Origin of the sequence: Arthrobacter sp. CAN_A1 (genome assembly GCF_015751665.1) — a bacterium.
Classification (GTDB): Bacteria; Actinomycetota; Actinomycetes; order Actinomycetales; family Micrococcaceae; genus Arthrobacter_D.
The window spans coordinates 40,969-53,085 of sequence record NZ_JADOUR010000001.1; the positions used below are offsets into that span (position 1 = coordinate 40,969).

Genomic DNA, 12,117 nt, shown 5'->3' on the forward strand with positions numbered 1-12,117 from the left:
GCGGCTGTCATCAGCCAAAGCCAAGGAGAACTAGCGAATGAAACATTCGTCATGGAAGGGCGGGCTCGGTGCCGCGCTAACGGTGGGGCTACTCGCCTCACCCGTAGCCGTGCTGCCCGCCTACGCAACGCAGCAGACCGACGTGGACGTCGCGGCGCCTGGGACCACCACCGAGATCAATCTGCTCAACATCAACGATTTCCACGGGCGCATCAACGACAACACGGTGAAGTTCGCGGGAACTGTCGAGCAGTTGCGCGCGGCAGCCGGGGACGGGAACACCCTCTTCCTGTCGGCCGGCGACAACATCGGTGCGTCGCTCTACGCGTCGTCGTCGCAGCGCGATGTGCCAACGATCGACGTGCTCAACGCACTGGAGTTGGACACCGCGGCTGTCGGTAATCACGAGTTCGACGGCGGTTTCGCCGACCTCACGGACCGCGTTGAACCGATCGCCGATTTCTCCTACCTTGGAGCCAATGTCTATCTGAAGGGCACCGAAGATCCGGCGCTGGACGAATACGACATCTTCACCATTGACGGAATCGACGTCGCTGTCATCGGTGCTGTCACCCAGGAAACGCCGACCCTGGTCAGCCCGGGCGGTATCTCGAACCTCGACTTCGGCGATCCCGTGGAAGCCGTCAACCGGGTGGCGCAGGAAATTGAGGACGGCGGCCTGGCCGACGTCATCGTCGCCGAGTTCCACGCTGGCGCCGACGGGTCAAGCGAAGACTCCGCGGCCCTCCCGGAGATCATTGCGGGTAGCGAATTCGATGCAATTGTCAACGGGACCACCCCCCTGGTCGATGCGATCTTCAACGGGCACACCCACTCGTTCTACGCGTCAAGCGCACCTGTGCCCGGCGAGGAGGGCGAAACCCGTCCGATCGTCCAGACCGGCTCCTACGGCGAGTTCATCGGTCAGGTTGAGCTGACCGTTGATAACGCCTCCGGTGACGTCCTCGACTACGAGGCACGCAACGTTGCGCGCACCGAGGTCGACGACGCCGAGCTGGTGGCCGCTTACCCGCGAGTCGCCGAGGTCCAGACGATCGTCACCGAAGCGCTGGAGACTGCCGAAGAGCTGGGCAGTGTTGTCCTCGGGAAGGTCACCGAGGACATCACCACAGCGTTCATTGGTGATGCCCGGGATGACCGCGGTTCGGAATCCACCCTCGGTAACCTGGTTGCCGACTCGCTGTTGTCCTCACTGGAGCCAGCAGAGCGCGGCGGCGCCGAAATCGGCGTCACCAACCCGGGCGGTCTCCGTGCCGAGTTGTACTACGACGAGAACGGTGACGTGACAGTTGCTGAAGCCAACGCGGTGTTGCCATTCCTGAACAACCTGGCCACCACCACGCTGACCGGCGCGCAGTTCGCTGAACTCCTGGAGCAGCAGTGGCCCCGCACAGGTGGTGTCCGCACCAACTTCCTGCACCTGGGACTCTCCGACAATGTGACCTACACCTACGATTCCGAGGCAACTGAAGGCTCACGGATCACCTCGGTCACGGTCAACGGGGAACCGTTGGACCCCAGCCGGGACTACCGGGTCGGCACGTTCAACTTCCTGATCCAGGGCGGCGACGACTTCGCAGTCTTCAACGAGGGCGCCAACACCCTTGACTCCGGTCTGGTTGACCGGGAGGCCTGGTTCGATTACATCGAAGCCAACAGCCCGCTTTCCCCAACCTTCGACCGCCGTGCCGTTCAGGTCCAGGACGCGCCGGCAACGGTTGTGCTCGGCCAGGAAGTCGGCTTCGACGTGTCCAAGCTGGATCTGACCTCATTGGGTAGCCCCGTCAACACCAGCATTGTCCTGTCCTACGCAGTGGGCGACAACGAGCCGGTGGAGATCGACACCTTCGACGTCACCGACGGCGCGGTGCGTATCGCGTTCACCGTTCCGGCCGACGCTGTGGGTGCCACCTTCCAGCTGAACGCTCCCGACTCGGGGACCACCGTCAACCTGCCGATCGGCGTCGAACTCGCTGAGTTCACCGATATCGCGGGCAACGAACACCAGGACCACATCGAATGGATGGCCGAGAATGGTCTGTCCACCGGGTGGCTGGAAGCCGACGGCACCCGGTCATACCGCCCGCTGGCGAACATCAACCGCGACGCGATGGCAGCATTCCTCTACCGGCTCGCCGGGGAACCGGACTTCGAACTGCCCGAGGAATCGCCCTTCAGCGACGTTGCGTTCCCCGCCAATGAAGCGGACCGCGTGGAGCACTTCGACGCGATCATGTGGATGCACGAATCAGGTCTCTCCACCGGATGGCCCGAAGCCGACGGCACCCGGACCTTCCGTCCGGTCACCCCGGTCAACCGGGACGCCATGGCAGCCTTCATGATGCGTCTCGCCGCCGAGGTATGCCTCGACGCGGAAGCGATCAGCTATGTGAACCCGAACGGTGCGCCCTTCTCGGACGTGCCGGAGGGCATGATGTTCGAGAAGGAAATCTCCTGGCTGAAGGACGCCGGGATCTCTGAGGGCTGGGGCGACGGCACCTACCGTCCGGTCGCACCCGTGGCCCGCGACGCGATGGCAGCCTTCGTCAACCGGTTCGACGACCAGGTTGGCTCCTGCGGCAGGTACGCGGAAGGTCTCTAGACCGATACCCTAGCTGGACCGACGGCGGGCCCCTGCGGGGGTCCGCCGTTTCGGTTAACTACCGGCCGGAGAGGATCGCCGCGGCAATGTCGTCCGCGTCGCGGAGCGTCCGCCCACCGGCATCGACCGGCGTGTGCGCCTGGGCTGCAATCGCGGTCCCCCACTGGGCCGAGGCGAGCTGCAGACCCAGCACATACAGGTGCGGATGGGGGCGGCCGGAGCCGTCGAGCGCCCGGTAGGGCGGCGGCGTGACGTCCAATCCGGGCGAGCTGACGGGCACACCGTCGGAAGCCATCATCATCCTGGCGCGGACCAGCCCGTCGTCGAGCAGCTGGCGCAGCAGCGGCGATTTGGTGGTCACAGCCCGGTTGGGCGGCATCATCGCGTCCACCAGGTGGCTGGCGGAAACCCCGGGGCTCTTCACCCACGGGGAGGAAGCCCGGAACCGCTCGGTGTCCTCATCAACCACGAACGCAGGGTTGGGTCCCACGAACCGGACCACACCCGCGCGTGCCAGCGCCGCCAGCTGGGCGATCCTGATCGCCGGGGGTCCGCTGGCCAACCCTTCCACCAACGGTTCAAACCAGCCGCGCAGCTCAGCCATCCACGACTGGTCGGTCAGCCCGCCGTCGGCCACCACCTGTTTGATGACGGTCCGGCCGGCGTTCATCGCACCGATCGCCATTTTGAGCGGGCTGTCCTCGCCGCGGGCGGATTCGGCAACATCCTCCTCAAGGTACGCCAGCACCGCGTCCTGATAGTCCAGGGTGGAGGCGAACCGGCGGCCAGCGAAAGGGTGCGCGAGTGCCTCGACTGTGAGGTGGAGTTCTGCTGGCACCTCGGTGGTGAGGAGCGTCGCGAGCGCCGCCTCCCAGCCCGGACCGCTGACCGCTATCGCCGTGTGAAGCCGGGCCAGGAATCCGTCCGGGTCGGCCAGGAGGAGTTCCCCTGACACCCTGGCCAGGGTGGTGTAGTAGGCGGTCATCACGTCGCGGTGCAGGAGCGGCCAGATGTCGTGGTCGAAGCCCGGTTGGATTCCCTGGTCAGCAAACGACCGCAGGGCGGGCAGAGTGCAGTAGGTCAGGGACACGCTCCGCGGGAGGTAACTATCCAACTGCGCTTTCGCCCGGTAGGGCACGCCCCGCCGGGATGCCGCAACAATTCCAGGTTCCCTGCCGGACAGTTGATACTCCAGCCTCCCGCCCTCGCCGGTGACAAAACGCCCTCCACGGCCCGCGGTCAGCTGGATCATGACGTCGAAGAAGTTTAGGCCCAACCCCCGGATGAGGACCGGCTTGGTCGCCGGAAGCCTGTTCCAGTCGATGTCGGCGGGGACGGCCGGCGGCCAGTAGGCGAGACTGTACCGACCGGCACCATCGCGGAGGGCCACCTGTTCTGGGCTCAGCTGCGCCGGAACATGGCCCAGGGCCAACACGACGGCGTCCACGGCTAGCTCCGACCCGTCGCCCAGGCTCAACCGGTAGCCGACGCCCTCGGGTGTGAGCGCCAGCGCTTCGGCGGGGTGGTGAGTGACGACGACGTCGGCCGGGCAACGGTCAAGGAGTTGCTGGTAAGTCCACTCCAGATATCTCCCGTACAACGCACGGCTGGGAAAGTCCGAGCTGCCGAGCCGATACAGCTCCTCTTGGTCGGCAGTGGAAAGCGACCCGGCGGGCTGGTCAGTCATGGCGACCCGCCAGTCATCGAACGAGTGATCCACTACCGACGGAGCGAGTCCGTCGGTGCGCACCCCGACGGGGACCACCGTGGGGAAGAGGGACGGCGTGTTCATCAGGAAGAGCCGCGACTGGCTGGGCCGCCAGACGTGGCCGGGGCCGGGGCTTTCAGGGTCAACCAGGTGGATGTCCAGGTGGCCGCGCTGCCCGGCCGGGACCGCGTCCCACTGGGAAATGAGCCGTTCCAGGACTGAGGTGCCGCGGGGGCCGGCGCCCACCACAGCTACCCGTTGGTTAGGCCCCGTGTTCATCAGCTAAGGGTATCCGCTGGGTCCGGGCGCGAAGGAACCGGGCTGACCGGAGCCGGTCCTGTCGGCTGGTTCGGCGGTCCTGACGGGCGTGCATAGGATGGAAATATGACCTCCACCACAGACCAGCGCCCCGGCGCGACCCCCGACGACGAGTTCCTCTGGCTCGAAGACATCTACGGCGATTCGCCCCTCGAGTGGGTTCGCGCCGAGAACGCCGTCACCGAGCGGCTACTCGTTACCGGCGAATTCCAGGAGATGGAGCGGGACGTCCTTGAGGTTCTCGATTCCACCGACCGCATCCCGATGGTCTCCAAACGGGGCGAGCACTTCTACAACTTCTGGCGCGATGAAGCACATCCGAAAGGATTGTGGCGTCGGACCGGCTGGGACAGCTACAACTCGGCGCACACGGAGTGGGAGGTCCTGCTGGACCTCGATGCACTCAGCGCTGACGAGGGCATCGAGTGGGTGTGGGGCGGCGCGATGTTCCTGCGTCCCGCCGAGGGCGCGCCCTACCGGCATGCCCTGATCGCGCTCTCCCCCGACGGCGGCGACGCCCGGCGGTTCCGGGAATTCGACGTCGTCTCTAGGACGTTCGTTGCCGGTGGCTTCGACATTCCGGCAGCCAAGAGCCGGATCAGCTGGGCTGGACCCGATGCTCTTCACGTGGCTACCGACTTCGGCCCCGGATCAATCACCTCCAGTTCCTATCCGCGGACGGTGCGCACCGTCCGCCGGGGCGGGTCGCTGGACGACGCCGAGCTCTACTTTGAGATTCCCGAGGATCACATGATGGCGGTCGTGATGCGGGACCAGACGCCCGGGTTCGAGCGGGACATCGCCATCGACACCATTGACTTCTACTCCAGCCGCACCCATCTGCGCCGCGACAACGCGTGGGTCCAGCTGGACGTCCCCGACGATGTCAATGTTTCGCTCCACCGGCAGTGGCTGACCCTGCGGCCCCGCACCGACTGGGCCGTGGACGGCACCGTGTTCACGGCCGGGTCGCTGCTCGGCATCGACCTTGACTCTTTCCTGGCGGGCAGCCGCGCGCTGACCACACTGTTCCAACCCAATGCGCAGACCTCGCTGCAATCCTGGAGCTGGACGAGGGACTACCTTCTGGTCAACCTCCTCAACGACGTGTCCTCCGAGATCAGGATCCTGGAACCGTCCCGGCAGTGGCGGATGGAGACCCTCGACGCCTGCCCTCCGCTGCACTCGGTCGACGCGTTTGCTGTGGACGATGAAGACGACGACGCCGGGAACGACTACTGGCTCCTGGCCAGCGGATTTCTGACGCCGACCACCCTGCTCCGCGGAACCGTGGGCGGGACGCATACCCCAGTGAAAGCGTCGCCGTCGTTCTTCAATGACGACCAGTTCACCGTTGAGCAGCACTTCGCGGTATCCAAGGACGGGACGCGGGTCCCGTACTTCCAGGTCGCGGCGACTGATCTGGTGCTCGACGGCGAGAACCCCACCCTGCTCTCCGGCTACGGCGGGTTTGAGCACGCCATGACCCCCGCCTACTCGGGAGTCATTGGCCGGGGCTGGTTGGAACGGACCACCGCAGCCGGGAGGCATGGCGTGTACGTGCTGGCGAATATCCGGGGCGGCGGCGAGTACGGTCCTGCCTGGCACCGCGCCGCGCTGCATGCCAACCGGCACCGCGCCTACGAGGACTTCGCAGCAATTGCCGAGGATCTGGTGACCCGCGGGGTCACCCGACCTGACCTGCTTGGTTGCACCGGACGGAGCAACGGTGGACTGCTGGTAGGCAACATGCTCACGCACTACCCGCACCTGTTCGGAGCCATCTCCTGCGGCGTCCCGCTGCTGGACATGCGCCGGTACACCAAACTGTCGGCTGGCTACTCGTGGATCGCCGAGTACGGCGATCCGGACAAGCCTGAGGAATGGGAGTACGTGCAGACCTTCTCCCCGTATCATCAGCTGCGCCCGGGCGTTGGCTACCCCCGGACCCTGATCTGGACGGCGACCAGTGACGACCGGGTGGGCCCAGTCCAGGCACGGAAGATGGCGGCCAGGATGAAGGCGCTCGGGATCGGCAATGTGTGGTTCCATGAGGCCCTGGAGGGCGGTCATGCGGGGGCGTCGGACAACCGGCAAGCAGCCCGCATGCACGTCATGTCCCACGAGTTTGTGTGGAAGGCGTTGAACGGCGGGCTGTAGCCTCAAGCGGTTTTGCTCTTGCCCGCTTCTTACAGGTAGCCTTGGGTGGCTAGTAATAGCCGCTGGAGACGTGCCAGAGCGGCCGAATGGGCTTCACTGCTAATGAAGTGTGGGCCTAAAGCCTACCGGGGGTTCAAATCCCCCCGTCTCCGCGTTTGCACCAAGCACCCCCAGCCTCGGTTGGGGGTGCTTTCTTTTGTCCGGTCGGGCCACTAAATCCCACTGATCGCGCGGAATGAGTGGGACTGTCTAGACGGTCCCACTGGTCGCCGCTGGCCAGTGGGAGACTTGGCCGCCGGGCTTCGTCGGGGAACGCCCTGGCCGCGTCAGGCCTTCAGCCCCAGCACAAACGGCAGTACTTCCTGCGCTCCCCCGTCGCGCAACGCCTTGCCCGCCACAGTGATCGTCCAGCGGCTGTCCGCAAGATCATCCACCAGCAGCACCGGGCCCGGGTTGGCGGCAAACCATTCCCGACCCTCGTCAGGGACAGCGAACCGGTCCCACACGGCCGCGAGGCGGAAGGCACTGTTGCCGCCGGGAGCACCCGTCGGCCAGCCTTGCGGCGTTTGCAGGGCGCCGAGGTAGGGAATGCGGCCAACCTTGGCAAGACTCTCAGCCAGTGACTGCACCAGCAGCGGTCGCCGCCGCGACGGGACACTGACCACAGCCACCGGCCGGGTATCCCAGCCCCACTGCGCCAGCACCGAGATGCACGCTTCGACGGCGAGCGGACCGAGTGGCTGATCCTCAGCCGTGTCAGCCAGTAGTTCCCTGAGCTGGTTGCCCCAACCCAGGTCGGTGAGCCTGGCCAGCGCGCGGCCGGATCCGTTCGCCTGGCCAGCGGGGATACGCCCCTTCGCTGACACGCCGAGCTTGTCCATCCCACTGGGCCACTGGCCCCTGGGGTCCAGCTCCACGCCCACCTTGCTCAGGGCCTTCTGGGCGCTGTCGGACGCGTCGTGGGCCACCTCGTCGGAATACCAGGGACTGACGCAGGTATCGCAGCGCCCACAGGGAGCAGCAGTGGGGTCGTCGAGGGCCGCGGCGAGGTACTCCATCCGGCACCGCGAGGTGTTTTCATAGTCCAGCATGGACTTCTGCTCGGCCACGCGGGCCTTGGCGATCCGCTCGTACCGTTCGCTGTCATATACCCAGGGGGTGCCGGTGGCTTCCCAGCCACCCTGCACCTTTCGCACGGCACCGTCCACGTCGAGAACCTTCAGCAGCAGCTCCAGCGGAGTTCGTTTGAGGTTCACCTGCGCTTCCAGGGCGGGCGTCGACATGATTCCACCAGAGCCGAGCGCGTCCAGGACCCGGGTCGCCTTCTCCTCCGACGGCATGGACGAGGTAGCAAAATACTCCCAGATCTCGCGGTCCTCCGTCCCGGGGAGCAGCAGTACGTCGGCGTTCGGCGTCCCGCGCCCGGCCCGACCCACCTGCTGGTAGTAGGCCACCGGTGACGAGGGTGCACCAAGGTGGACCACAAACCCGAGGTCCGGCTTGTCGAACCCCATCCCCAGCGCACTGGTGGCGACCAGCGCCTTGACCTCGTTGTTCTTCAGCGCCGCTTCAGCCGACTCACGATCGGCCGGGTCGGTGCGACCCGTATAGGCAAGCACCTGGTGCCCGTTGGCGCGGAGAAGGTGTGCGGTGTCCTCGGCCGCCGCGACGGTCAGCGCGTAGATGATCCCGCTACCCGGCAGGTCGTCAATATGGGTCAGCAGCCATGCCAGCCGCGATCGCGGGCTGGGTAACCGCAGCACACCCAACCGGAGGGACTCACGTGCCAGGGTGCCGCGCAGGGTGAACACTTCCGTGCCGTCGGTGCCCAACTGCTCCTCGACGTCGCTCACCACCCTGGAGTTGGCGGTCGCTGTGGTGGCCAGGACCGGGACTCCTGACGGTAGCTGGGTGATCAGGTCGCGGAGCCGCCGGTAGTCGGGGCGGAAGTCGTGGCCCCAGTCGGAGATGCAGTGGGCTTCATCGATCACCAGGAGTCCGGTCCTCCGGATCAGATCGGGGAGGTGTCGTTCCCGGAATGCCGGGTTGTTCAACCGTTCGGGAGAGACCAGCAGCACGTCAACCGAATTGTCGTCTAGTTTGGCGGTGATCTCCTGCCAGTCGGTCTGGTTGGCCGAGTTGATCGCTTCCGCTCGCACGCCAGCCCGCGCCGCGGCGGCCACCTGGTCCCGCATCAGGGCAAGCAGTGGGGAGACGATGAGGGTGGGCCCGGCACCCCGGGACCGCAGCAACAGGCTTGCGACGAAGTAGACGGCAGACTTCCCCCACCCGGTCCGCTGGACCACCAGCGCCCTGCGTCCGCCGCTTACCAGCGCCTCGATCGCCTCGAACTGGCCGTCGTGGAATGCGGCGTCGTCGCGACCCACAAGGGTGCGCAGAATCTCGGCTGCCTGATCATGAAGTGTGGTGGTATCAACCATGAGCCCAAGTATTGCAGCCCGCGCTGACAGCCGGGCCGGTGGATTCCCCACTGTGGACAACCCTTCCGTCCTTGCCTCCACACGCCTTGTCCAGCCGGGGTCAGCGGCTAGACTCTCTCCGTGAGTAAATCCTTTGATCTTTCAGCGTCCTTCAAGGCCTACGATGTGCGCGGCATCGTCGGCGAGAGCATCACCGCGGAAATTGTCGAAGCGGTGGGCGCTGCCTTCGTTGACGTCCTCGGGCTGGCTGGGACGACCGTCCTGGTGGGCGGCGATATGCGGCCATCCTCACCGAAGTTCAGTAAGGCCTTCGCCCAGGGCGCAACCCGCCGCGGCGCCGACGTCGTCCTCCTGGATCTCATCTCGACCGATGAGCTGTACTACGCAAGCGGCACTCTCGACGCTGCGGGGGTAACCTTCACCGCCAGCCACAATCCGGCCGAGTACAACGGGATGAAAATGTGCCGTCCCGGTGCTGTGCCCGTGTCATCGGAGACCGGGCTGGTGGAGATCCAGGCCCTCGCCGAGCAGTATCTGAATACCGGGGAAATACCCGCCGCCGAGCACACCGGCACCATCGGGGTCCGCGACGTGCTCCGCGGCTACGCCGAATATCTGCGCTCCCTGGTGAACCTGTCCGGTTCGCGCCCCCTCAAGGTGGTCGTCGACGCCGGCAATGGGATGGGCGGCCTCACCACTCCCGCGGTCCTGGGGGATTCGTTGCTGCCGAAGCTTCCCCTGGACATCATCGAGCTGTATTTCGAGCTCGACGGGTCTTTCCCCAACCACCCCGCCAACCCGCTGGAGCCTGAGAACCTCAGGGACCTCCAGGCAGCTGTGGTCAGCAACCAGGCGGACATCGGGATTGCCTTCGACGGCGACGCCGACCGCTGCTTCGTGATTGACGAGCTCGGGAATCCCGTCTCGCCCAGCGCTGTCACCGGGATGGTGGCCCGCCGCGAGATAGCCAGGGCGCAGGCCGCAGGTGAAGCCGCACCGGTGATCATTCACAACCTCATCACGTCGCGGGCCGTGCCCGAGCTGGTGGAGCGGCTGGGCGCGCGTCCCGTCCGCACCCGGGTGGGCCACTCTTTCATTAAGGCGGTAATGGCCGAGGAAGGCGCTGTCTTTGGCGGCGAGCACTCGGCGCACTACTATTTCAAGGATTTCTGGAACGCCGACACCGGCATGTTGGCCGCCATGCACGTGCTCGCCGCGCTGGGTGAGCAATCCGGGCCGTTGTCCGATCTGGGCCGCGAATACGAACCGTACTTTGCGTCGGGCGAGATCAATTCGCGGTTGGATGATGTTCCCGCCGCCGTTGCCCGGGTTCGCGAGGAATTTGCGAACGACGGCGTCACCGTGGATGAGCTCGATGGGCTCACTTTCACTGCTGACGACGGGTCGTGGTGGTTCAACCTTCGTGCGTCGAACACCGAGCCCTACCTGCGCCTGAACGCTGAGGCAACCGACCCCCAGATTCTGGGCACGCTGACCGACGAAGTCCTGGCACAGGTCCGGCAGTAGGAGCGCCTAGTCCGGGCGTGCCCGCGACACGTCGAGGCGGGGATGCACTGACCCGGTAATCCAGTGGCGCACCACCTCGTTGAACAATGCAGTGTCCTCGATATTCCAGACGTGGTGCATCCCGGGAACTATGGCCGCCACACTGTTGGGGACTGCTTCGGCAACCGCGGGCAAGGCATCCCTCACCGCGCGCGGCTCCTTACTCCCCGCCAGTACCAGCAGCCGGCCGGGGTATTCGCCCAGCCCGGAGGGCAGTCCCCCGGCGAACACCTGGGTCATCATGAGGCGGGCATTGGTGCTGTCCATCGCAAGTCCGTGTTCCACAAACACGCCGTAGCTGTCCGACGGTAGCTTGAAGGCCCTCGCCTGCAGTTGCCAGAACCAGGCGTAGTCCCACCACCGCAGCTGCAATCGGGCGAGGGCACCAGCGACGCCGTCGACGCCGAAAGCGGGCACACCACTGACAATCGTGCTGGCGACCAGCTGCGGATGCCTGGCCAGCAACCGCAACGCCACCACGCCACCCAGGGAGAGGCCCACCAGATGAACCGGGCCGTGCGCCTCGGCTCGGATCAGTGTGGCCACCCCCTCTGCTGCATCCTCCAGGCTGATCCAGCGCTCGGCCGTCCGGGCACCGAAACCCGGCAGATCGGGGGTGATCACCCGGTAGTCAGGCAGCGCCTCGACCTGGGGGTGCCACATCCAGTTGGCTACGTTTCCGCCGTGAAGGAAGACGACCGACCCAGGGGAAGCGCCCGATCCGGGATGCAGCACGGAGAACTGAAGGGTGTTCATGGCAGGTCCTTCTCGACCCCGTCAAGCCACCGCAGCTCGGCCTGGGCATGGGTGATGCCGTTGTCCAGCGTGGCAAATCTGAGGTACTGCTCACGGGTGGGTGCAGGGCCTTCCTCCACCGGTGCCGATTGGGCCCGCAGCTCCCCCAGCAACAATTCTGCCGCCTGCCTCCGCTCAGCAACCAGGGTGAGAACCTGCTGGCGCTCAAGCGTTCCGGCGAAGAAGATCCGCGCCAGAAAGGGATCCCGTTCCCGGTGCGGGTCCGGCGCGGAGACGAGCCATTCGGTGAGGGCAGCCCGTCCGGCGTCGGTGATGTGGTGCTCCTGCCGGTCCGGCAGGCCGATCTGGCGGACGGTCACCACCTCGGCGAGCCCGTCAGTGACCAGCCGGCTGAGGGTGCGGTAGATCTGCGCCTTGTCCGCCGACCAAAAGTGGTTGACGCTGGTATCAAAGCGCTTTTTGAGGTCGTACCCGGTCATGGGTGCTATGGCGAGCATTCCCAGAATCACAGAGGAAAGAATCATGCCAATAGTAGACCATGCACC

Annotated in this window: 7 protein-coding genes and 1 tRNA gene; 4 read left to right on the top strand and 4 right to left on the bottom strand. The window is 65.8% G+C overall.

Annotated features, from left to right (window positions below):
- Positions 1–37: 37 nt before the first annotated feature.
- The gene (locus IWX62_RS00225; protein WP_196839348.1) at positions 38–2,623 is read left to right on the top strand and encodes a 5'-nucleotidase C-terminal domain-containing protein; all 2,586 of its coding nucleotides are present in this window, start codon (positions 38–40) and stop codon (positions 2,621–2,623) included.
- 58 nt (positions 2,624–2,681) lie between these two features.
- Here IWX62_RS00225 and IWX62_RS00230 read toward each other — a convergent pair whose 3' ends face one another.
- Positions 2,682–4,610, bottom strand: coding sequence for an FAD/NAD(P)-binding protein (locus tag IWX62_RS00230; protein ID WP_196839349.1), 1,929 nt, complete (start codon positions 4,608–4,610; stop codon positions 2,682–2,684).
- Positions 4,611–4,715: 105 nt separating this feature from the next.
- Between IWX62_RS00230 and IWX62_RS00235 the strand changes: the two genes are divergently transcribed.
- Together IWX62_RS00235 and IWX62_RS00240 are read left to right on the top strand one after the other, a co-directional pair.
- The gene (locus IWX62_RS00235; RefSeq protein ID WP_196839350.1) at positions 4,716–6,809 is read left to right on the top strand and encodes a prolyl oligopeptidase family serine peptidase; all 2,094 of its coding nucleotides are present in this window, start codon (positions 4,716–4,718) and stop codon (positions 6,807–6,809) included.
- Positions 6,810–6,873: 64 nt separating this feature from the next.
- Positions 6,874–6,961 (top strand) — tRNA-Ser (locus tag IWX62_RS00240).
- A 174-nt stretch (positions 6,962–7,135) separates the two neighbouring features.
- Here the strand turns inward: IWX62_RS00240 and IWX62_RS00245 are convergent.
- Positions 7,136–9,250, bottom strand: a complete 2,115-nt coding sequence (locus tag IWX62_RS00245; RefSeq protein WP_196839351.1) for a RecQ family ATP-dependent DNA helicase — start codon at positions 9,248–9,250, stop codon at positions 7,136–7,138.
- A gap of 120 nt (positions 9,251–9,370) precedes the next feature.
- On the opposite strand from IWX62_RS00245, the gene IWX62_RS00250 reads away from it, so the two are divergent.
- Complete coding sequence (locus IWX62_RS00250) at positions 9,371–10,777, top strand: phosphomannomutase/phosphoglucomutase (RefSeq protein ID WP_196839352.1); 1,407 nt, start codon at positions 9,371–9,373, stop codon at positions 10,775–10,777.
- A 6-nt stretch (positions 10,778–10,783) separates the two neighbouring features.
- Here the strand turns inward: IWX62_RS00250 and IWX62_RS00255 are convergent, their stop codons facing one another.
- Together IWX62_RS00255 and IWX62_RS00260 are read right to left on the bottom strand one after the other, a co-directional pair.
- On the bottom strand, positions 10,784–11,572 hold the full coding sequence (locus tag IWX62_RS00255) for an alpha/beta fold hydrolase (protein WP_196839353.1): 789 nt from the start codon (positions 11,570–11,572) through the stop codon (positions 10,784–10,786).
- Positions 11,569–12,096: a PadR family transcriptional regulator gene (locus IWX62_RS00260; protein ID WP_196839354.1), complete on the bottom strand. Its 528-nt coding sequence runs from the start codon at positions 12,094–12,096 to the stop codon at positions 11,569–11,571. The genes IWX62_RS00255 and IWX62_RS00260 overlap by 4 nt, the downstream gene beginning before the upstream one ends.
- Positions 12,097–12,117 lie beyond the last annotated feature (21 nt).

Excerpts from the sequence above, each read along its gene's own strand:
- IWX62_RS00225 (WP_196839348.1), top strand. The coding sequence starts at position 38 with ATGAAACATTCGTCATGGAAGGGCGGGCTCGGTGCCGCGCTAACGGTG.
- IWX62_RS00230 (WP_196839349.1), bottom strand. The coding sequence starts at position 4,610 with ATGAACACGGGGCCTAACCAACGGGTAGCTGTGGTGGGCGCCGGCCCC.
- IWX62_RS00235 (WP_196839350.1), top strand. The coding sequence starts at position 4,716 with ATGACCTCCACCACAGACCAGCGCCCCGGCGCGACCCCCGACGACGAG.
- IWX62_RS00245 (WP_196839351.1), bottom strand. The coding sequence starts at position 9,250 with ATGGTTGATACCACCACACTTCATGATCAGGCAGCCGAGATTCTGCGC.
- IWX62_RS00255 (WP_196839353.1), bottom strand. The coding sequence starts at position 11,572 with ATGAACACCCTTCAGTTCTCCGTGCTGCATCCCGGATCGGGCGCTTCC.
- IWX62_RS00260 (WP_196839354.1), bottom strand. The coding sequence starts at position 12,096 with ATGATTCTTTCCTCTGTGATTCTGGGAATGCTCGCCATAGCACCCATG.